Source organism: Gemmatimonadota bacterium (assembly GCA_026706345.1).
In the GTDB taxonomy this organism is placed as follows: Bacteria; JAAXHH01; JAAXHH01; order JAAXHH01; family JAAXHH01; genus JAAXHH01.
Window position 1 is genome coordinate 22,795 of the sequence record JAPOYX010000059.1, and the last position, 20,935, is coordinate 43,729.

The following is a 20,935-nucleotide window of genomic DNA, read 5'->3' on the forward strand; positions in this document are numbered from 1 at the left end:
GAATGAAGGCGGGCAGCGGGCCGGCGTGCGGCAGCGAGCCGGAGTGCAGCGGCCCGGCGTGCGGACTACTCCACCCGGATGGCGTTCGAGATGATCCAGAGCCGCTGACGCTCGCCGCGCAGCAGGGTGCCGCGCAGCTGGTAGACTTCGGCGTGATAGACCCCCGGACCGGGAATCTCCACGAACAGCTCATGGCCTTCGGTCTCGATCAGGGGGACCTCGTCTCTGTACAACCGGATGCGCACCGGGCCCGATGACGGCGCGGTCACGTGCAACCGTTCTCCTGCCTTGAAACCGACACTGGACCCCATGGATACTCTGTCCGGTCCCATGGCGAGTTCGAAGGAAAACCCGGGGGCCGGTTCGTAGCCTTCCATCACCACGTAGCAGCTTGCGCGGCGGAGCGCGTCCACCAGGATCGCTTCGTCTGCCCCGGCATCGCCGGTCAGTTCCGTACCGGTGATCACGTAGGTCCTGATCAATCCGAACATGCGCTCGTAGGTGGGGAAGGACAAGTGGCGCTCGCCCCAGAGCGGTATGCGCTCGTGGGCGTCCACGCTGCCGATCACGGTCACCGGCTGACGCTGCGCGCGATGCATCCAGAGCCGGATGGCTTCGTCGGGACGGTCGATGAGGCTGTTGAAAACGCCGTCGGGCAGGAAAGGCAGGAATACGAGGGCACGCAACAGTTCCAGCACGCTGTCGTCGCGCCAGTCGCTGTTCGCGTTAAGCAACTCCAGGCCGTCCATCTTCTCCACCGTCCAGTCGGTCCAGGGCCGCCGTCCCGTGGGATGGGCGGCGATGGAGAGTCCCCCTGCTTCCGAAATCTCTTCGATCAGCGCGGGGAGTCCCAGGGGGCCGGCCTGCTCCACGTCCCTCCCCACGCCGAGGGCCAGCAGGTGTCCCGCGCTGGTGTTGACTTCCTCGCCGACGAGCAGGAGCAGTCCGCCATGGTACCCCTGGTGGCCGTCGAACCGGGGCTGAAGCGTATCGTGATCAGTCAGGAACAGGAAATCCAGTCCCGCGTCCTGTCCGGCCCGGACGATATCCGCTACCGTGCCGCCGCCGTCGGAGTAGGTGGAATGGACGTGTATGGCGCCGGTGTAGCGCGGCGGGAACTCGGGACCCGGTCCGGGCGACGCCGCGGGCCCTGTGGCGGGAGACAGTGCGGAACGGGGGGATTCGGACTGTATGAGCAGGCAACCATCGACAATCCAGAGCAGGAAGCAGGCCGCCGCGAGGACTTTCAACGTGTTTCGGAAATTCAGCATGACATGCCGCCTGGCGCGTACCCGCCTGTGTTGCCGCGAAGGGCGCGCCTGCCTGTGCTGCCGCGGGGGGCGTGCCTGCCTGTGCTGCTGTGAGGGGCGTGCCGCCAACCAGCGCTCGCCGGGAGAAGAACAGGCATCATACCGTACTCCAGAATGCGCGCTCTATATGGGTTATCCGGGGTGGTTTCCCCGACAGGTCGATCCCGATGACGTCGAAGCGGCACGGAAACTCGTGCCAGTTGCGTTCCTGCAGAAAACGACGGGCGGCCCGGGCAACGTGCTGTTGCTTCCGCGAGCCTACCCAGGATTGCGGATCGCCGAACCGCTGGCCCGTCCCGGCCTTGACTTCCACGAAGACGAGTTCCTCCCCGTCCCGGGTCACGATATCGATTTCACACCGGGATACGGAATCCCGGTAGTTCCTGGCGAGTATGGCATGGCCCTTCCGGCGGAGAAACGCTTCCGCGATGGATTCGCCTCGCGAACCGCGGGTATGCGTCGATTCTGACATGGCGATTCAGGTTTGCTGTTCGGGTTAAAGCGGGTTGGTCCGCCGGCGAAACGAACAGGGGCAGACTGGTTTCAGGCCGTGGCGATCCGGCGTCTTTTCCGGAGGAAGGAACGACGATGCACGTCGGACGGACCGTGGATTTCTAGCGCGGCCAGGTGCGCCGCCGTGCCGTAGCCCTTGTGCCTGGCGAATCCGTATTCCGGATAATCCGGGTCGCACGCGACCATGATGCGGTCGCGGGTCACTTTCGCGATAATGGACGCTGCGGCGATGGAAAGACTGCGCGCGTCTCCTCCTGCCACCGCGGTCTGGGGGCCCTGCCAGTCGATGGTGTCGATCCCGTCGATGAGCAGATGGCCGGGGACCGGTGAAAGGGCTTCCACGGCATCCTTCATGGCGAGGAGATTCGCGCGGCGTATGTTCACGGTGTCGATCATGGACGCGGCGGAACGGCCCACTCCGACTGCCGTGGCCAGGGCCGTGATTTCGTCGTAAAGCGCATCCCTTTTCGCAGGAGTGAGGCGTTTCGAATCGTCGAGGCCCGGTATCAGCGCATCATCCGGCAGAATAACGGCCGCCGCGATCACGGGACCGGCCAGGGCGCCCCTCCCTGCCTCGTCCACCCCGGCAGCGTGTCGTACGCCGCGGTCGAGGAGGGAGCGTTCCAGGACGGAAATGGACCGGAGTCTTTTCCGTTCCGCATCGTCCATCGATATGCTCAATTGCGCCGCTCGGCGATACGGGCGGCCTTGCCCTTCAACTTCCTCAGGTAATAGATCCGTGACTGCCGTACCTTGCCCCGGCGCAACACCTGGAGTTTTCCGATCGCCGGCGAATGCAGCGGGAAGATGCGCTCGACGCCAATACCCTGCGAAATCTTGCGGACCGTGATCGTTTCGCCGATGCCGTGGCCGGACCGCTGAATGACGACGCCCTGGAAAAGCTGTACGCGTTCCTTGTCGCCTTCGCGGACCTTGACCTCGACCCGTACGGTGTCTCCGGCTCGGAACTCCGGCAGGTCGGTCCGCAACTGGTCCTGGGTGATCGTGTCTAGTGCGTTCATGGCTGTAGCTTCCGTCCTTTCGAACGATCCCGGGCCTTAGTGCCGCCCGTTCCCGTTCCGTTGAAGGGTTTTCAGATAAGTCACGTCCTCTCCAGTCAATTCCACGGTTTCCAGCAATTCGGGACGATGCTGGAAAGTCTTCTTCAGGGCGTCCTGCCTTTCCCATCTTTCGATGCGCTCATGATGCCCGGAAAGCAACACCTCGGGCACGCGCCATTCCTGGTAGTTCTCCGGCTCGCCCAGGGCGCCGGGAATGAGACGGACTACGGCGTCCGCGATCATCATGGCCGGTATCTCGCCGCCGGTGACGACGAAATCACCCACGGAATATTCCTCTGCGCCCAGGCCCGTCGCCACCCGTTCGTCGACGCCCTTGTAGTGCCCGCAGATGAGGACCAGCTGGCCAAGTTCCGCGAAGGACCTGGCGGTCTCCTGCACAAACGGCCGGCCCCGGGCCGACAGCAGCACGGTTCGCGACCGGCCCGCCCGTTCCACCTCGTTCGCCTGGTCCGCCTGATCCGCCTGGTCCGCCTGCCGCCGGATATGGCGGACACCCCGGAATATGGGCTCCGGTTTGAGCACCATGCCCGGACTCCCGCCGTAGGCGTAGTCGTCGATGGTCTTGTGCCGGTCCGTCGTAAACGCACGGAGGTCATGGATGAAGATGTCCACCATGTCCCGCCTGCACGCCCGGCCCACGATACTCTCGCCGAAGGGACCCGCGAATACGCCCGGAAAGGCTGTTAGAATGTCGATACGCATAGTCTATACCGCTACGAGATCAGCCCCGGGATCTTTCGTATGACGATTCTCGATTCCTCGGGACTGAGTTCCACCACGATGTCCCGGACCGCCGGAATCATCGCCTCGCCCGCCGGCGTATCCACGACGAACACGTCGTTCGCCGGCATGGACATCACTTCCCTGACGACTCCGATCTCCTCACCCTCATCGGAAACGACCGCGCAGCCCTCGAGTTCAAACACATAGTACGCGTCCTCGGGCAACGGGGCGACGGCCTCTTCGGGCACCTGGATGTACGCGCTGCGAAGCCGCTCCGCGTTTTCCGCCGAATCGACCCCGAGGAACTTCATCAACCAGCTGTTCCCGTCCTGCCTGCAGCGCTCGATTTCGAGCGACTCCCGGCGGCCGTCCCTGAGTTCCACGCCGATCCGGTCCAGATCCTCGAACCGGCCCGGGGCGTCCGACAACCCTTCCACGCGGACGTAGCCCTTGAGGCCGTGGGGTTTGCGGATGAATCCGATATTGATCCAGTCTGCGCTCACTTACGCCCCGCCCCGGCGCACCGGCGGCCGATCCGCTTCCGGTCACTCGGCCGCGTCGGCCTCCGCCTGCTCTCCGCCGCGCCACTTCTGAATCGCGCCGCTCTTCACCAGAAGCGACCGCACCGTGTCGCTCGGCCGGGCGCCGCGGTTGAGCCAGTCGACGGCCTTGTCCACGTCCATCTCCAGCTGTTCCGGCGATATGGGGTTGTAGTAGCCCAGGCTTTCGATATACTTCCCGCCCAGGCGGGCCCTGTCATCCGTTACGACGATACGGTAAAAAGGTCTTTTCTTGGCTCCCGTGCGGCGAAGCCGAATGGCCACTGCCATGTTTCGCTCCTTTAGCTACCTGAACGGCAACATCTTATGACCGAGTTGCTCGAGGGCGCCCGGCCGGTTCAACTGTTTCATCATCTTCTGCATCATGTTGTATTGTTTCAGTAATTGATTCACCTCCTGCACGCTCGTTCCGCTTCCCCGCGCGATACGCCGTCGCCTGCTGCCGTTGATCACCACGGGGCGCGCCCTTTCCTGCCTGGTCATGGAACTCAGAATGGCGTCCATTCGCACGAGCGCTTTCTCATCCATATCCATGCCTTTCAACGCCTTCTTGTTGACGCCGGGCATCATCTCGACCAGCTCCTGTATGGAACCCATTTTCCCCAGTTGCTGGAGCTGCGACCGGAAATCTTCGAGGTCGAAGGTCTGCTTGCGCAGCTTCGCTTCCAGCTTGCGGGCTTCCTCCACCTCTATGGCGGCCTGCGCGCGTTCGACCAGCGACACCACGTCGCCCATCCCCAGGATCCGGGACGCCATCCGTTCGGGATGGAACACTTCCAGGGCGTCCAGCTTCTCGCCGACCCCCATGAACTTGATGGGCTTGCGGGTGATCTGCCGTATGGACAGCGCCGCGCCGCCCCGGGCGTCCCCGTCCATTTTCGTCAGGATGCAGCCGTCGATGTCGAGGCGCCGGTCAAAGGCTTCCGCCACGTTGACCGCGTCCTGGCCCGTCATCCCGTCCACGACCAGGAGGATTTCGTGGGGATGGACCGTCCCGCGAATGCCGCACAATTCGTCCATCATCTCTTCGTCGACGTGCAGACGGCCCGCCGTATCCAGGATGACCACGTCGCAGTCCTCCCGCCTGGCCCGGTCCACGGCAATCCGGCAGATCGCCTCGGGAGACCGGCCGTCCCCGAGGGATACGACCGGCACGCCCAGCTGCTCGCCCAGCACCTGCAGCTGTTTTATCGCCGCGGGCCGGTAGACGTCGGCCGCGGCCAGCAGGGGACGGCGGCCCGCCTGGATGAAGTGATGGGCCAGCTTGCCCGTGGCCGTCGTCTTTCCGGATCCCTGCAGACCGGCCATCATGACAATGGTCGGGGGCGTTTCCGCAAAGGCGATCCCCACGGCTTCCTCGCCCATCAGGGATACCAGTTCCTGGTGGACGACCCCCACCATCTGCTGTCCCGGGGACAGGTTCCTCAAAACGCCCTGCCCCAGCGCCTTCTCCTTGACCGTGTCGATGAAGGCGCGGGCCACCTTGAAATTCACATCGGCCTCCAGCAGGGCGCGGCGCACCTGCCGGAGACTGTCGTCGATGTTCTTTTCCGTCAGCTTGCCCTGGCCGCGGAGTTTTCTGACGATCCCCTCCATGCGGCCGGAAAGTTCTTCAAACACGGTTTTCTCCGATGCGGTCAGCCGTCTCTTCTCAGCCTCGCCGCCCGATGCGGTCAGCCGTCTCTTCTCAGCCTCGCCGCGAAACTCCCGTCGACGCCGTGGGTGGAAGGCAGCGTGGCGATTCTGCCCGCGCCGTCCAGTACCCCGGCCAGGTCTCCGGGCCAGTCTCCGGGTTTCTCCAAACGGAACCCGGGATGTCTGGCGCAAAACGCGGCCACGACCTCTTCATTCTCTTCCGGCTCAATGGTGCAGGTGCTGTACACCAATACGCCGCCCGGCTTCACCAGCCCGGCGCCGCTTTCCAGCAGCGCCAGTTGTTCGTTGCGGAGCCGGCCTATGTCCTCGGCTTTTCGCCGCCATCTCAGATCGGGCCGGCGCGCGAGCGTGCCGAGTCCGGAACAAGGGGCGTCCACCAGGACGCGGTCGGCCGCCAGATTCACCCCGGGCGACCGGCCATCCATGCCGACAAGACGCACCTGCCCCAACCCCATTCGCCGCCGGTTTTCCTCCACCCGGCGGAGTCGATGCGGTGACGTATCGCAGGCGATTACCCTGCCGCCCGCGCCGACAATTTGCGCAATATATGTTGTTTTTCCCCCCGGAGCGCAACATAAATCGACAATGGTCTCGTCCGGTTTCGGGTCGAGAAGGCGCACCGCGAGGCCCCCGCTTTCGTCCTGTACCTGGAACAAACCCGCTTCGTGGGCAGGCAGGCGGCGGAGGTCGCCCGCGTGCCGGATCGACAGGTAATCGCCGAGCCAGCGGCCCGGTTCCACGTGGATCCCGTGCCGTTCCAATGTCCCGGCGAGATCCCCCGTGCCGTTCCAATGTCCCGGCGAGATCCCGTGGCGTGGACCGCAAAGTGTTGACCCGGATGATAATAGGGGGCGTCCGGTTCCCCGCCCTCATGAGGGCGGCGGCGGCCTCCACGCCGTACCGCGCGACCCATCGCTTCGCCAACCACGCCGGATAGGAATGCGCGACGCCGAGTTCCGTGACGGGGTCTTCCCCGCATACCGGCCGCTCCAGCCGGTCCCGCTTTCGAAGGGCCGTCCTGAGGATGGCGTTGGTCAGACGGACGGTGCCCTCGTGTCCGTACCGCCTGGCCAGCTGGACCGACTCATGGGTGGCGACCGCGTCGGGGATCCGGTCCATCATCATCAACTGATACAGGCCCATGCGCAGGATATGGCGAATCCAGGCCGTCAACGAGTCCGGGTTTCCGCGCATCAGTTGACCGAGCATCCAGTCCAGGCGCCGCCGCCAGCGGATCGCGCCGTACACCAACTCGGTCGCCAGGGCCCTGTCCCGGTCGCTGCACGCGTACCGCCGGAAGAGGGCGTCGAGGGCCTCCCGCGGCAGGACGTCCCCGGTCTCCGCGCGATACAGCGCCTTCAGGGCGATCTCGCGTGCGCCGGGCGGGCCCGCCATCAACCAGACTCCGCATCCGGCGCGCCGAACCGGTCCCCGACCGCGGGACGGTATCCCCGCAGGAATTCCGCTCCATCGATCCGGCTTCGCCCCTCGGGCTGTACCCTGACCAGTTCCAGGCCGCCGTCGCCGGTCTGAACGGTGACGCCCCGGCGTTCGTCGGCGTAGACGATCCCGCCCGGTTCACCTCCGCCGTCCTCCCCAAGGCACACGGTACGGCTCGTTATGACGCGGAGATTCTTCCCCCGCCAGGTGGTGAAGGCCATGGGAACCGGGTTCAGGCCCCGCACCCTGTTGTGTATGGCACGGGCCGGCAGCCTCCAGTCTATGCGGCCGTCCTCCCGGGCAATCCTGGGCGCCGGCGTCGCGTCGCCCGTCTGGGGCCGCGGCCTGATGCCGTCGGCCGCCAGCAGGTCCAGCGTACGCAGGAGCAGGGCCGCGCCGATACGGGACAGGCGATCGTGCAGTTCGCCGGCGGTTTCTTCCGGTCCGATCGGCACGGTCTCCTGGCAGAGGATGTCCCCCGCGTCCACCTGCCTTTCCACCAGGAACGTGGTAACGCCCGTTTCCTCGTCCCCGCTCATCACCGCCCACTGGATGGGCGCCGCGCCGCGGTACCTGGGAAGCAGGGAAGGATGGAGGTTTACCGAGCCTCTCGGAGGGATATCCAGCAGTCCGGAGGGCAGGATGCGGAAGGCCACGACCACAAAAAGATCGGCCTCCAGGGCCCGCAGGGCGTGCAGGAAGCCCGGATCGCGCAGCCTGTCCGGCTGCCAGAGGGGAATGCCGTGCCGCAGGGCCGCATCCTTCACCGGCGATGAAACGGTCTTCAACCCGCGGCCCTTCGGCCGGTCGGGCGCGGTGACGATACCGGCCACCTCGTGTTCCGCCCGACCGATCAACGCTTCCAGGCACGGCACGGCGAAATCGGGCGTACCCATGTAGACCACGCGCATGTCAGACCGCCTGGCCGCTCTCCTTCAGTTTCCGCAGTTTGCCGCGGATGAACTGTTGGCGGAGCTTGCCGATGTGATCGATGAAAAGAACGCCTTCGAGGTGGTCGTATTCGTGGACCAGGACCCGGGCCAGCAGTCCGCTGCCCTCGATCTCCAGGGGGCGTCCGTCCAAGTCCGCCGCCTCGACGCGCACGACCTCGGGCCGGGTTACCTTCTCGTACAGTTCCGGGATACTCAGGCACCCTTCGTCGGCCGTCTGCGCGCCTTCCCGCTTGACGACACGCGGATTCACCAGCACCAGGTGGTCCGGGTCTCCCTCCAGAGACGGCCCCCCGCGGTCCCGGAAGAGCCCGGGACCGATGGCCCCGAGATTGACGACGTACATGCGGACGGTCTCGCCGACCTGCGGAGCGGCCAGCCCGATGCCCTCCGCTTCGATCATGGTGTCGATCATGTCCTCCGCGAGACGGCGAAGTGCCGCGGTCGTCTCCTCCACCGGGCGCGCTTTCTCCCGGAGGATCGGGTCGCCGTATATGCGTATGGGCCTGACCGCCATGACTGCTTCCTATTCTTCTTTGTTTCCCTTCTTGCTGCTGATCAGCCGGGATATGGCGCTCCGTTGCAGATCGATCCGGACGTCATCGGCGATGCGCACCGTGACCACGTCCGCCTTCAGGCCGGTAACGACACCGATGATCCCGCCCTGCGTCACCACCTTGTCCCCGTTCTGCAGGGCGTCCAGCATGGCCTGGTGTTCCCGCTGTCTCTTCTGCTGGGGCCGGATCAGCAACAGGTAGATGATCGCGAACATCAACAGGATGGGGATCATGGAGATCAGGAAACCCGGTCCGGAAGCGTCTCCGCCGCCGCCGGGACCCATGGCAAAGGCATCTTGAATCACTGGGGATACTCCTTTCTTTCCGTCTCACTGCGATACACGGTCAAAAACGACCTGCTCCACGCGCCGAAACGGCCTTCCAGGATGGCTCTTCCCATCTCGGAGACCAGGCCGACATAGAAGTGGATGTTGTGGAGGGTCCCCATTCTCGGACCCAGTATTTCTCCCGCGCGGTAAAGGTGCCGGACGTACGACCGGCTGAAAGTCCGGCAGGCATAACAGGAACAGGATGCATCGATCGGTCCGGCGTCGGCCCTGAAGCGGGCGTTGTAGATATTGATGCGGCCGGAGCGGGTGTACAGCGCGCCGTTCCGGCCCTCGCGGGTGGGAATGACGCAGTCGAACATGTCGATGCCCCGTCCCACGGCGTCGACGAGGTCTTCCGGCGTCCCCGCGCCCATCAGGTAACGGGGCCGGTCTTCCGGCAGGTGCTCGACGGTGGCGTCGATCAGGTCCGCCATGGCCGGCTTCGGCTCCCCGATCGACATCCCTCCGATGGCATAGGCGTCGAATCCCCGGTCCACCAGCGACCGCGCGCAGTCGACCCGGAGGTCTTCGTACACGCTTCCCTGCACGATGCCGAACAGCGCCTGGGGATGCGCTCTTTCTCCCTCCAGTTCGTCGAAACGCTTCCGGGACCGATCGGCCCATCGCAGCGTCAGGGCGGCGGAATCCTTCGCGTAACCGTAGTCGCAGGGATAGGACGGACACTCGTCGAGGGGCGCGATGATATCGGCGCCGAGCGCCGTCTCGATCTCCATGACGGACTCCGGCGTGAACAGGTGCCGAGAGCCGTCGATGTGCGACTGAAAGGTCACCCCCTCTTCCTGGATGGACTTGAGGTCCGAAAGGCTGAACACCTGGTAGCCTCCGCTGTCCGTCAACAGGGGCCGCCGCCAGTTCATGAAGCCGTGCAGCCCGCCCATCTCCCGGATCAATGCATGCCCGGGCCGGAGAAACAGGTGGTAGGTGTTGCCGAGTATGATCTGCGCGCCAGCGGCTTCGAGTTCCTCCGGCGTCAGCGTCTTCACCGTCGCCTGGGTCCCCACGGGCATGAACACCGGCGTGCGGATCTCGCCGTGGGGGGTCTTCATGCGACCGGCCCGCGCCCGGGAAGCCGGATCCGCGGCGAGCAGGTTAAAATCCAGCGACGCCATACCGGTAGACCCGTAGTCCTCCTGTCGAGTTATCCATGACTATTCCAGTGATTTTATGGGGCCCTCGCCGCGGCCGAGAATGAACTGCTGGACCAGCGGGTCGTCGCAGTTTCTGATTTCATCGGGCGTCCCCACCATGTGGATCACCCCGTCATGCAGCATGGCGATGCGGTCCGCGATCTTGTACGCGCTGATCATGTCGTGGGTCACCGCGATCGCCGTCACCGACAGCCGCTGGTTCATGTCCAGGATCAGGTCGTTGATGATGTCCGCCATGATGGGATCCAGGCCCGTGGTTGGTTCGTCGTAGAGAATGTACTCCGGATTCATGGCGATCGCCCTGGCGAGTCCCACCCTCTTGCGCATGCCGCCCGAAAGCTCCGCCGGCTTCTGTTCCTCCACGTCGGACAGGCCGACCATCTGGAGGCAGGTACGGACCCGTTCGCCGATCTCCGCTTCGGTCCGGTCGGTGTGTACCTTCAGGGCGATCCCCACGTTCTCGCCCACCGTCATGGAATCGAAGAGGGCGCCGCCCTGGAACAGGAAACCGAACCGCTTCCGGATTTCGTCCAACTCCGTTCCGTACAGCCTGGTCACGTCCCTGCCGTCCACCAGCAGCGTTCCGCCGTCCGGGTGCAGCAATCCGGTGATGTGCTTGAGCAGCACGCTCTTGCCGCATCCGCTCCGGCCGATGATGACCATGGTCTCCCCGGATTCGATGGTCAGGTTGACGTCCTTCAGCACCGATTTGCCGAAGGCCTTTCTCAGGTGGATGATTTCGATCATGTGTGGGTAACGGACGTACCGGGTGAAGAACAGTCAACCTGGATCTTCGTGGAACAGGTCGGGGTTTTCAAAGCGGGCGAATCGGTCCACGAAAACCAGGTTCACCGTACCTACGGGACCGTTGCGCTGCTTGCCGATGATGATTTCCGCGTGGTTCTCCTCGTGCTCCTCTCCTTCCCCGTAGCGGGCGGGCCTGTAGATGAACAGTACCACGTCGGCGTCCTGCTCGATCGCACCCGATTCCCTGAGGTCCGACAGCTGAGGCCGTCCATCCCCTCCGCGGGTTTCTACCGCCCGGGAGAGCTGCGAGAGGGCGACGATGGGGACATTCAGTTCCTTGGCCAGGGCCTTCAGGTTCCGGGAGATGGCGGATATCTCCTGCTGCCTGTTCTCCACGTTATTCGGGCCCCGCATCAGCTGCATGTAGTCGACGGCCAGCAGACCGATGTCCTTATGCTCGGACATGAGCCTCCGCGCCCGGGAACGCATTTCGGTGACCGACAACGCCGGAGTCTCGTCGATATACACGGGGGCGGTGGCGAGGGCCCCCACCGCGATGCTCAGGTTCGACCAGGCGTCTCCCGGAAGCCGGCCGGTCCGCATCAGGTGGGAGTCCACCCGCGCTTCGCTGCATAACATCCGCTGGGCCAGCTGGTGGCTGGTCATCTCGAGGCTGAACAGGCCGACGCCGACCTGGGCCTCCACCGCGATGTGGCGGATGATATTCAGGCAGAGCGCCGTCTTCCCCATGGCCGGCCGGGCCGCGATGATGACCAGGTCCCCGCGTTGAAAACCGGCGGTCATTTCGTCCAGCCGGGTAAACCCCGTGGGTACCCCGGTCACGGTACTATCCTGCTCGTGGAGTTTTTCGATGTTCTCGAAGGTATCGTGCAGGATGGGATTGAGCTGGGTGAACCCGCTGCGGGCGTTACGCTGGGACAGGGAAAACACCATCTGCTCGGCCTCATCCAGCAGGTCCGCGGTGTTTTCCGACGATTCATACGCCCGGGAGGCGATCTGAGTGGTCACGTTGATCAGCTTGCGGGCCTGGGATTTTTCGAGCACGATCCGGGCGTGGTATTCCACGTTGGCCGCCGTCGAAATGCTGTCCACCAACCCGGTAAGGTAGAAGGAGCCCCCCACGGAGGCCAGTTCCTGCCGCTTTTCCAGTTCTTCGCTCAGCGTGATCAGGTCGTTAGGTTCGTTCCGGTCGTACAGGGCGATGACGGCGTTGTAGATCTTGCGGTGTGCTTCCCGGTAGAACGCCGTATCGTCGAGGATCTCGACGACGGTCAATATGGCGTCCTGCTCCAGCAGCATGGCCCCCAGAACAGCCGCCTCCGCCTCCACGGCCTGCGGCGGAAGTCGTTCCGCCCCGTCGCTCCGGGTATTCATGGGCTCTTGCTCCTAAGTCGCCTTCGTATCAGACTGGACGATGCGATCGTATTCCTTCCGCAACATCTGTACATCCTCCCAGGTCGGCCGTTTGTAGGCCGGATTATGCAAGAGGCCGGACGGGTGGTACGTCACCAGGAGCTTCACGCCGTGATAGTCGTGAAACCTTCCGCGCAGGGATCGTATCGAGCTGTTCTGCTTGAGCAGGGCCTGGGCGGCGACACGTCCGAGGGCACAGATCAGCCGGGGCCGGACGAGACGGATCTGTTCCTTGAGTATGGCGTCGCAGGCGTCGATCTCATCGGGTTGCGGGTCCCGGTTGTTTGGCGGACGGCATTTCAGGATGTTGGTGATGTACACCTCGTCCCGGGTAAAGTCGATGGCGTTGAGTATGCGGGTCAGCAGCTTGCCCGCCGCCCCCACGAAGGGCTGGCCCTGTTCGTCTTCATGGGCTCCGGGCGCTTCGCCCACGAACATCACGTCGGCGTTTTCGTTGCCGGAGCCGAATACGAAGTGTTTGCGCTTGTGTCCGAGCGCGCAGGCCGTACACCGGTGGTACTTTTCATACAGGGCGTCGAGCGAACCGGCCCGGACGTCGCGAGATCCGGCCCGGGCATCCGGGACAGGCCGGCGATCCCGTTCCGGCATCGGGAGCGACGCTTCCAGTCCAGCCGGCATGTAGAGCGACTCCAGCCCCTGCTCTCCCTCCTGTTTCACGACCTCGGCGGTCTTGCGTATCAGGCCGGCCAGCAGCGCTTGTCGGCTCATGCGGGGACGCCTTCCCGGTTTCTGAGCAGCGCGGCGACCTCGTCCATGATACGGTCCGCCACGCCGGACTTGGACTGCAAGGGCAGCGTCTCCTCGCGGCCGTCGCGGTGGACAAGGGTGACGATATTGGTATCCGTACCGAACCCGGCGCCTTCCTTCGTGATATCATTGTAAACCACCAGGTCCAGGTCCTTCTCCGCCCGTTTTCTGCGCGCGAAATCGAGGCCGTCATGGGTCTCGGCCGCAAAGCCGATCAGCACGGGCGGCCTGTCGGCGGCCACTTCCTTCAGGATATCCGTGGTCCGCGTCATTTCCAGCGTAAGACGCTCCTCCGCCTTCTTCATCTTCCTCCCGGCCTGGACGCCGGGCCGGTAATCAGCCACCGCCGCCGCCATGATTACGGCATCCTGTCCTCCGCGGTTCCGCAGGACGGCCTCGTGCATCTCATCGGCGGACCGAACGCGTTCCACGGTGATCCCGTACGGGTCCTGGAGGCTCGTCGGTCCCGAGACCAGCGTGACCGACGCGCCGCGGCGCGCCGCGGCCCGCGCGACGGCGAAACCCATCTTTCCGCTGGAACGGTTCGTAATGCACCGGACCGGATCGATATCCTCCTCGGTGGGTCCCGCGCTCACCAGCACGTTGCATCCGGCCAGGTCCGGGTCGGGATCGGCAAGGATGGCGATCGCCTCCACGATACGGTCCGGGCCCGCCAGCCTGCCGTCACCCGTTTCTCCATTGGCCAGCACGCCGAATTCCGGATCGACGACGTGAACGCCCCGGCTTCTGAGCCGTTCGAGATTCGCCTGGACGGCCTCGTTTCTCCACATGCGGAAATTCATGGCCGGCGCCAGGCAGCAGGGCGCTTCACAGGCGAGCATCACGGTGGAGAGCAGGTCGTCCCCCAGGCCGTTCGCCATCTTTCCGATGATATTGGCCGTGGCGGGCACTATGGCCACCGCATCGGCCCAGACCGCGAGATCGATGTGCTCTTCACCGGACGCGCCGGCTTCGGGAAACTGCTCGACAGCCACGGGATGCGCGGTCAAGGCGCTGAACGTTACGGCCCCCACGAAGGCGCCGGCTTCACGCGTCATGACCACGCGGACGTCCGCCTTCTCCTGAACGAGTCCGCGGGCTACTTCCGCCGCCTTGTAGGCCGAAATGCTGCCCGTCACCCCCAGGACTATCCGGCGACCTTTCAACCTGGACATCGGGAACCCCTGTTTTACGCTTCGGCCTCGTCGTTCCCGGCCGACTGGTAGTCATAGCGCAACTCGTCGCCGAGCAGGCGGTCCAGCGCGATGGTCGTCACTTTTTCGGCACGGTCTTCCTGCGTACCCAGCATCTTGTTGTGGAGATTGATTCGCCGGGCTTCCAGGGCGGTAACCATGACGGCTTCGTAGATGTTCTCGGCGGCATCCCTCATGCGTTCCTGGGATATGTACTGCGCTGATCTTCTGGTATTCATTGCGGCTCCCATCGACTGATGCGACGCCGTTCGGCGGCTATGATCCCTCGAATGGCGTCGACGGTTGACTGCTGCTTTCCCTCGTCATTGTCCACCCCGTAGTCATAAGCGGGAAGGTACTTCATTTCGGTACGCGCCTTGATCAGCCTTTTCTGTATCTGTTCATCCGTTTCCAGGCCCCGTTGTTTCAACCGCCTTGACAGGCTGTCCAGGGAAGGTGGTACAAGAAAGACGAGAACGGCCTCGGGGAATATGGCCTTGACGGCCCGTCCGCCCTGAACATCGATGACCAGCAGGGCCACCGCCCCGGATCGAATGACCCGCTCTACAGTCTCCCGCGGGGTGCCGTAAAGCACACCGTCGTATACTTCCGCCCATTCGAGAAAGGTGCCCTGACGGATCTTCGCCTTGAATTCGTCGGTACTGACGAAATGGTAATCTACGCCATCTTCCTCGTTCGACCGCTTCGTCCGGGTCGTCATGGATATCGACCTGACGATGGTCGAATCTCCGGAGGTGAGCAACTCGCCAATCGTGGTTTTCCCCGTGCCTGACGGCGCGGACAGGACCAGGCAGAACCCCTTGGAAGCCGAACGGGAGAGTGGAACGAAATCACTCAATATTCTGCACCTGTTCACGAACCTTCTCGAGTTCTTCCTTGGCCTGGATGACGGAATGACTGATTTCCGTGTCATTCCCCTTCGACCCGATGGTGTTGATCTCCCGGTTCATCTCCTGTATCAGGAAGTTGAGACGTCTTCCCGCACTCCCGTCGGCCTCGAGCGCTTCCATAAACGCATCGCAGTGGGTTCTCAGGCGGACGCATTCCTCGGTCACGTCGATGCGCTCCGCAAACAGGGTTATTTCCATGGCCACCCGCTGCGGATCGAGCTGACGTTCATCCAGCAGGTCGACGAGCCGGTTGTTCAAGCGTTCCCGGTACTCGACCACCCGGTCCGGCGCCCGGTCCTCGATCGCGCGCAGTATGGCCAGTATGGCTTCGACCCGGATACGCAAGTCTGTTTCGAGGGCCCTGCCCTCGCTCCTCTTCATCTCCTTGAAAGCGGCCAGCGCTTTCACCAGGGCGGCTTCCATCCCCGTCCAGCGCTCGGACGGATCGACTTCTTCGTTTTCCGGCGTCACCAGGCCCGGATAAGCGGCGACCATATCGAGGGACACATCGCCCGAAACGCCAAGTTGCTCCTTGAGTTCCCTCAGCGCGTCGCAGTACTTCTTCCCGGCCTCCACGTCGATTCGCACCGCATGCGCGCCCGTATCGCCATCGTCGCACCGAACGGACACGGAAACGTTGCCCCGGGTCACGTGTTCCTGCACATAGGCACGCACGCGGCCCTCGAGCGACCCCAGAGACCTGGGCAACCTTACCGCTATGTCGCAGTATCGGCCGTTAACTGAACGCAGTTCGACGACGGTGCGGACGCCGGCAAGGTCCGATTCTCCGGCGCCGTAGCCGGTCATGCTGCATATCATTCGAAGCCCCTGGATCCCCGTTTCAGCCCATTTTCAAGAACCATGAAAGTACACGCTAAACAACGATTTGTCAATAAGATATTGGCGGACGCCCGGAGGTGGTTTCTCTACTTTTCGGTGCGCCGAATCGAAGATTCACGACGCTTGACGCACCGGTCCGGTTATATTATGAAAAAGGGGGAACCAGGATAACTCCGCGTCGAAGAACGCCTTTGCACACGTAACAACCGCACCGGACACCGGACAGGGGATTGAACGTCATGGACGCCCTGGCGTTGCAGGCCGTGATAGATGAATGCAGGGACCTGGAAGGTGCGCGTATTGTGGCCATTGACCAATACGCGCCCATGGAAATAGGCTTCGTGTTGAAGAACGGGTCAGGCAGACGGTTGCTGTCTCTCTCGGTCCAACCGGGTTTCACCCGGGTACATTTGTCGGATCCCGCGAAAAAGAGCGCGGCTTCGTCCGCTCTGCTCACCGTACTGCGTGATCACCTCATCCCCGGTAAGCTGGAGAAGATCGGGGCGGCGCCCTTCGAACGGGTGGTGGACCTACGCTGCCTGGGCCGGTCTTCGGCCGGTCCCCGCCGCTACCGCCTGATCGCCGAACTCATCGGAAACCGGGGCATCCTGGTGTTCCTTACCGAACCGGACCGGGTTATCCTGGAGACCCTGAGGCGTATCCGGGGGACCGGCAGAGAACTGGTTCCGGGCGAGACCTACGCGTCTCCGCCGCCCATGAAGAAAACGCCGCTGAGCGAAGCCACGCGGGAACTGCTGGAAGGAACGGGCCGCCTGTCGACTCCGGAAGATCTGGCGCGGCATCTGGCCGGCACGTTTGCGGGGCTTTCCAGGGAAATGGCCCTGGAGGTCCTGGCCCATGGGGGCCTGGCGGAACCGTCGGACCTTGCCGATTCGGACGCGGACGCCCGCGTCGGCCGGATCTGGCGCAGCCTGCGGGATCTCGTCCGCCGTGTCCAGTCCAAGGACTGGACGCCCTGCCTCGGAAGATCGCCGGATGGCCGGGCCCGGTTACTCTCAGCGGTCCCGATCCACTCCCTGCCGGAGGAACAGGTCGAATGCCACGAATCCATCAGTGCCGCCGCGGTTCGGTTTTACGAAGAGCGGATGGCGGAAGATGCGAGGAAGCAGCTTGAGATGAAGGTCCAGCGCGCCTTGCGGGACGAAATACGGCGCCTGGAACGATTGACGGGAAACCTGGCGCGCGACCAGGAACACGTGGAGCGGGAGGAGGAATACCGCAGGTACGGCGACTTGATCACGTCTCACATGGGCCGGCTGAAAGCGGGCTTGACGGAAGCCATTGTCGAAGACTATTTCAGCGGGAGCCGGGAGGAAATCGCCATACCGCTGAAGCCCGCCCTGTCGCCATCTGAAAACGCCCGGTGGTACTTCCGGCAGGCGCGAAAGGCCAGAGACGGTCGGAAGGCGGTGGCCCAGCGGATCGCCCGGGCGCGAAAACGCCTGGAAGACGTTTCGGGCATCCGCGATATGCTGGAGCGCGGCACGGACGAGAAAACGCTGGAGCAGGCCCACAGAGCCTGTATCAAGCTGGACCTGGTCAAGGCGCCCCGCAAACCCGACACCGCAAAGCGATCGCGCAAGAAGGCCAGGGTGGACGTTCACCCTAGGAGGTACCTGACCTCCGGCGGACACCTGCTGCTCGTGGGCCGAAACAGCCGGGAAAACGAAGCGCTCACCAAAGCGGCGGCGCCGGACGACATCTGGCTCCACGCGCGGGACCTCGGCGGTTCCCACGTGATTCTGCGACGGGTGGACAAAACCCAGATGCCGAGCCGGAAGACCCTTTATGAGGCGGCGTGCCTCACCGCGTACTTCAGCAAGGGCCGGGGGTCCACCACGGTGCCAGTGGACTACACGGAACGCCGTTACGTCAGGAAGATGAAGAACGGCGCGCCCGGACAGGTCGTCTTCACCCGGGAAAAGACGCTCTTCGTCGAGCCCAAACTGGAACTCAGGCAGGCCGACTCTCCAGAAGCGCCCGACCGCGGATGACGCGGTCCTCTCAGCCCCGATCCGCAATCCTGCCTTCGGCGTAGGATCCCAGCAGCTTGAAGTTGGTCGTAATCTCCCGGAGATGGTTGAGCGCCCGGCTGCAGAGCAGGCTCTCCGCGTGCCCCTCGAAATCCAGGTAGAACAGGTATTCCCAGGGGGATCCGACCAGGGGCCGCGATTCGATCTTGTTGATGGAGATGTCCCGCAACGCAAAGACGCTCATGGCCTTGAACAGCATGCCGGGCTCGTGGGGAACCGAGAAGACGATAGATGTCTTCAAGCGCTCGCCTTCCGATGGTTCCGCTTCCCGCCCCAGGACCAGGAAACGGGTATAGTTCTGGGTGTTGTCCTCAATCCCGTTCTCCAGGATTTCCAGGCCGTAGCGCTCTGCCGCCCGGGTGCTCGCGATGACACCGACGTCCCGGGCCGCTCCCTCGCAGAGCATCTTGGCCGCGCCGCCGGTATCGTACACGGTTTCGGGTTTCAACGAAGGATGCTCCCGAAAAAACCGCACGCACTGCTCCAGCGCCTTGGTATGGGACTGCACCCGCCGGAGTTCCTCCCGCCGGACACCCGGTTTCGCCATCAGGTTGTGGACGATGCGAAGTACGATCTCGCCGACAATCTGCAGATCGTGCTCCTGCATCAGGTCGTAGTTGACGTGAATGCTGCCCGCCAGCGTGTTTTCGATGGGCAGCATCCCGTAGTCGCAGCGGCCCTGCTCCACGGCCCGGAAAACGTCGTCGAACCACCCGTGGGGCACGGGTTCCGCCCCGTCGCCGAAATACTCGAGCACCGCCATCTCGCTAAAGGCTCCCAGTTCACCCTGGAAGCCGGTCCTGTACTTCTTCAATCCGTTCTCCTTTCGCCGGACACCGAGGTCCGGCCGTCCTTCGCATCCGTCAACATCCTCACCAGTTCCGTTTCGTTTCCCTGTTCGATCTGCGCCGCCAGGTCGTCCAGCAACCGCCTGGCTTCCCCAACGGCGTTCAGCAAGGGTCCCCTGTTGGTCAGGCAGATGTCGGCCATCACGCGCACGTTGGACGCGGCCAGGCGGGTGGTGTCCCGGAATCCTGACGCGGTAAACTCCCCCGTCCGGCTTTCCCCACGCGCCATGTCTTCCGCGGCGAGGGCCAGCACGACGGACAACAGGTAGGGAAGATGGCTGGTGATGGAGACGATCCGGTCGTGGCGTTCGGCGGAAATGACGACGGGGCGGGCTCCGATCCGGCGAACCAGGCCCGTGAGCAGATCGACGGCCCCTTCGTCCACCGCAGGCGGCGGAACCAGGGCGAAAGTCGCCCCCCGCAACAACCCCTCATCGGCGTGTTCGATGCCGGAGTGCTCGGTACCCGCCATGGGATGGCCGCCGACGTACCGCCTGATGCCGGCCAGACCCGCGACGGTGGAGACGATGGCTTCCTTCGTGCTGCCCAGGTCGAAGAGGATCGTCTCGCGGCCGAGTATCGGTGCCAGGACGGGCAGCATCTCCAAGATGGATCGCACGGGCGTGGCGAGGACGACCATATCGGCCCCGGCCACGCCCTCGGCCGGTTCGAGGTACCCCACGTCAATAGCGCCGCGGGCCCGGGCCCGGTCCAGCGTGGCCCGATCGAGGTCGACGCCCGCGACGTGGTCCGCCGCTCCCGCCTTCCGGACCGCCATGCCGAAAGATCCGCCCAGCAGGCCCACGCCGATGATGGTGATTCGCATAACCCAACTCAGCCGATGGTACGGTTCACTGCCGCCGCGACCGCCTGCAGTTCCGGAATCAGGGAGGTCAGCGCTTCCGGCGTCAGGGACTGGTCCCCGTCGGATAGCGCGCGCTCCGGGGTCGGATGCATTTCGATCATGAGCCCGTCGGCGCCGACCGCCACGGCCGCCCGGGACGCCGGTCCCACGAAATCCGCGTTGCCGGTCCCGTGGCTCGGGTCGATGAACACGGGCAGATGGGTGTATTTCTGCAACACGGGCACGGCCGAGATGTCGAGCGTATTCCGCGTCCACGTTTCAAACGTCCGTATGCCCCGTTCGCACAGGACGACGTTGTGGTTCCCCGCCGCCAGGATGTACTCGGCCGCCAGCAGCATCTCCTCGAGCGTGGCGGACATGCCCCGCTTGAGCATGACGGGCCTGGAACTCTGTCCCACCGCATTCAGCAGCGGGTAGTTCTGCATGTTCCTGGCGCCGATCTGCAGCATGTCCACGTACTCCGACACCATGGGTTCCGTCTCCGGTTCCATCACCTCCGAGATGGTCGGCAGACCCGTTTCCTCGCTGACCCGGGCCATGATCTCGAGACCTTCCTTCCCGAGGCCCTGAAAACTGTACGGGGAAGTCCTCGGCTTGAACGCTCCGCCCCGTATGATGTGGGCCCCCGCCGCCCGCGCGTGCTGCGCCGCGGTCAGAAACTGGTCGTAGGATTCCACGGAACAAGGACCGGCGATGATGGTGATGCCGTCGCCGCCGACGGTAACATTGCCCACCTGAAACCTGGTCTTGTGCGGCTGTACCTCCCGGCTCACCAGCTTGTAGGGCCGCTGGATACGCTGGACCCGGTCCACTCCGTCCAGAATTTCAAACTGTTCCGGTGAAAGACTCAGGGTATTGCCGATGACGCAGATAATGGACATTTCGTCGCCCTGTATATCCCGTGGTTTACAGCCGAAGGTCCGGATGGTTTCCCGGACATGTTCCTTCTGTTCTTCCGTAGCCCCGAGTTTCATTACAACCACCAT

24 protein-coding genes are annotated in these 20,935 nt (G+C 64.0%); 1 reads left to right on the forward strand and 23 read right to left on the reverse strand.

Annotated elements, in window-relative coordinates:
- Window positions 1–65: 65 nt before the first annotated feature.
- From OXG98_05085 to OXG98_05180, 20 genes are all read right to left on the reverse strand, one after another.
- Window positions 66–1,271 carry a CehA/McbA family metallohydrolase gene (locus OXG98_05085; protein ID MCY3771378.1) on the reverse strand — a complete coding sequence of 402 codons (1,206 nt, stop codon included), beginning with the start codon at window positions 1,269–1,271 and terminating at the stop codon, window positions 66–68.
- A gap of 136 nt (window positions 1,272–1,407) precedes the next feature.
- A complete protein-coding gene (locus OXG98_05090) occupies window positions 1,408–1,782 on the reverse strand; it encodes a YraN family protein (protein ID MCY3771379.1) in 375 nt (124 codons plus the stop codon).
- A 71-nt stretch (window positions 1,783–1,853) separates the two neighbouring features.
- Window positions 1,854–2,492, reverse strand: a complete 639-nt coding sequence (locus OXG98_05095) for a ribonuclease HII (GenBank protein MCY3771380.1) — start codon at window positions 2,490–2,492, stop codon at window positions 1,854–1,856.
- A gap of 8 nt (window positions 2,493–2,500) precedes the next feature.
- Window positions 2,501–2,845: a 50S ribosomal protein L19 gene (gene rplS / locus OXG98_05100; protein MCY3771381.1), complete on the reverse strand. Its 345-nt coding sequence runs from the start codon at window positions 2,843–2,845 to the stop codon at window positions 2,501–2,503.
- Between the two features lie 36 nt (window positions 2,846–2,881).
- Entirely contained in the window at window positions 2,882–3,607 is a 726-nt protein-coding gene (locus OXG98_05105) for a tRNA (guanosine(37)-N1)-methyltransferase TrmD (protein MCY3771382.1), read from the reverse strand.
- An 11-nt stretch (window positions 3,608–3,618) separates the two neighbouring features.
- Window positions 3,619–4,131: a ribosome maturation factor RimM gene (rimM, locus tag OXG98_05110; GenBank protein MCY3771383.1), complete on the reverse strand. Its 513-nt coding sequence runs from the start codon at window positions 4,129–4,131 to the stop codon at window positions 3,619–3,621.
- Between the two features lie 42 nt (window positions 4,132–4,173).
- Entirely contained in the window at window positions 4,174–4,458 is a 285-nt protein-coding gene (rpsP, locus tag OXG98_05115) for a 30S ribosomal protein S16 (protein ID MCY3771384.1), read from the reverse strand.
- A 15-nt stretch (window positions 4,459–4,473) separates the two neighbouring features.
- The gene (gene ffh / locus OXG98_05120) at window positions 4,474–5,808 is read right to left on the reverse strand and encodes a signal recognition particle protein (GenBank protein ID MCY3771385.1); all 1,335 of its coding nucleotides are present in this window, start codon (window positions 5,806–5,808) and stop codon (window positions 4,474–4,476) included.
- A gap of 53 nt (window positions 5,809–5,861) precedes the next feature.
- Entirely contained in the window at window positions 5,862–6,584 is a 723-nt protein-coding gene (locus OXG98_05125; protein MCY3771386.1) for a hypothetical protein, read from the reverse strand.
- 654 nt (window positions 6,585–7,238) lie between these two features.
- Window positions 7,239–8,195, reverse strand: a complete 957-nt coding sequence (fmt, locus tag OXG98_05130; GenBank protein ID MCY3771387.1) for a methionyl-tRNA formyltransferase — start codon at window positions 8,193–8,195, stop codon at window positions 7,239–7,241.
- A 1-nt stretch (window position 8,196) separates the two neighbouring features.
- Entirely contained in the window at window positions 8,197–8,751 is a 555-nt protein-coding gene (def, locus tag OXG98_05135) for a peptide deformylase (GenBank protein ID MCY3771388.1), read from the reverse strand.
- A gap of 9 nt (window positions 8,752–8,760) precedes the next feature.
- Window positions 8,761–9,096 carry a preprotein translocase subunit YajC gene (yajC, locus tag OXG98_05140; protein MCY3771389.1) on the reverse strand — a complete coding sequence of 112 codons (336 nt, stop codon included), beginning with the start codon at window positions 9,094–9,096 and terminating at the stop codon, window positions 8,761–8,763.
- Window positions 9,093–10,250: a tRNA guanosine(34) transglycosylase Tgt gene (gene tgt / locus OXG98_05145; GenBank protein ID MCY3771390.1), complete on the reverse strand. Its 1,158-nt coding sequence runs from the start codon at window positions 10,248–10,250 to the stop codon at window positions 9,093–9,095. Before tgt ends, yajC begins: the two co-directional genes overlap by 4 nt.
- Before the next feature lie 39 nt (window positions 10,251–10,289).
- Window positions 10,290–11,036 carry an ABC transporter ATP-binding protein gene (locus OXG98_05150; GenBank protein ID MCY3771391.1) on the reverse strand — a complete coding sequence of 249 codons (747 nt, stop codon included), beginning with the start codon at window positions 11,034–11,036 and terminating at the stop codon, window positions 10,290–10,292.
- 33 nt (window positions 11,037–11,069) lie between these two features.
- Window positions 11,070–12,431 (reverse strand): replicative DNA helicase, encoded by a 1,362-nt coding sequence (gene dnaB / locus OXG98_05155; protein ID MCY3771392.1) that lies wholly within the window; start codon window positions 12,429–12,431, stop codon window positions 11,070–11,072.
- 12 nt (window positions 12,432–12,443) lie between these two features.
- Window positions 12,444–13,199, reverse strand: a complete 756-nt coding sequence (locus OXG98_05160; protein MCY3771393.1) for a uracil-DNA glycosylase — start codon at window positions 13,197–13,199, stop codon at window positions 12,444–12,446.
- Window positions 13,196–14,413: a bifunctional phosphopantothenoylcysteine decarboxylase/phosphopantothenate--cysteine ligase CoaBC gene (gene coaBC, locus OXG98_05165; GenBank protein ID MCY3771394.1), complete on the reverse strand. Its 1,218-nt coding sequence runs from the start codon at window positions 14,411–14,413 to the stop codon at window positions 13,196–13,198. The genes OXG98_05160 and coaBC overlap by 4 nt, the downstream gene beginning before the upstream one ends.
- 14 nt (window positions 14,414–14,427) lie before the next feature.
- The gene (locus tag OXG98_05170; protein MCY3771395.1) at window positions 14,428–14,670 is read right to left on the reverse strand and encodes a hypothetical protein; all 243 of its coding nucleotides are present in this window, start codon (window positions 14,668–14,670) and stop codon (window positions 14,428–14,430) included.
- The gene (gmk, locus tag OXG98_05175; protein MCY3771396.1) at window positions 14,667–15,290 is read right to left on the reverse strand and encodes a guanylate kinase; all 624 of its coding nucleotides are present in this window, start codon (window positions 15,288–15,290) and stop codon (window positions 14,667–14,669) included. Before gmk ends, OXG98_05170 begins: the two co-directional genes overlap by 4 nt.
- Window positions 15,283–16,161, reverse strand: coding sequence for a YicC family protein (locus OXG98_05180; protein ID MCY3771397.1), 879 nt, complete (start codon window positions 16,159–16,161; stop codon window positions 15,283–15,285). Before OXG98_05180 ends, gmk begins: the two co-directional genes overlap by 8 nt.
- Window positions 16,162–16,421: 260 nt before the next feature.
- Between OXG98_05180 and OXG98_05185 the strand changes: the two genes are divergently transcribed.
- The gene (locus OXG98_05185; protein MCY3771398.1) at window positions 16,422–18,197 is read left to right on the forward strand and encodes an NFACT family protein; all 1,776 of its coding nucleotides are present in this window, start codon (window positions 16,422–16,424) and stop codon (window positions 18,195–18,197) included.
- Window positions 18,198–18,207: 10 nt separating this feature from the next.
- Here the strand turns inward: OXG98_05185 and pheA are convergent, their stop codons facing one another.
- From pheA to aroF, 3 genes are read right to left on the reverse strand one after another with little or no spacing between them, the layout of a single operon-like run.
- Entirely contained in the window at window positions 18,208–19,050 is an 843-nt protein-coding gene (gene pheA / locus OXG98_05190) for a prephenate dehydratase (protein MCY3771399.1), read from the reverse strand.
- A complete protein-coding gene (locus OXG98_05195; protein MCY3771400.1) occupies window positions 19,047–19,910 on the reverse strand; it encodes a prephenate dehydrogenase in 864 nt (287 codons plus the stop codon). Before OXG98_05195 ends, pheA begins: the two co-directional genes overlap by 4 nt.
- An 8-nt stretch (window positions 19,911–19,918) precedes the next feature.
- Window positions 19,919–20,935 (reverse strand): 3-deoxy-7-phosphoheptulonate synthase, encoded by a 1,017-nt coding sequence (aroF, locus tag OXG98_05200; GenBank protein MCY3771401.1) that lies wholly within the window; start codon window positions 20,933–20,935, stop codon window positions 19,919–19,921.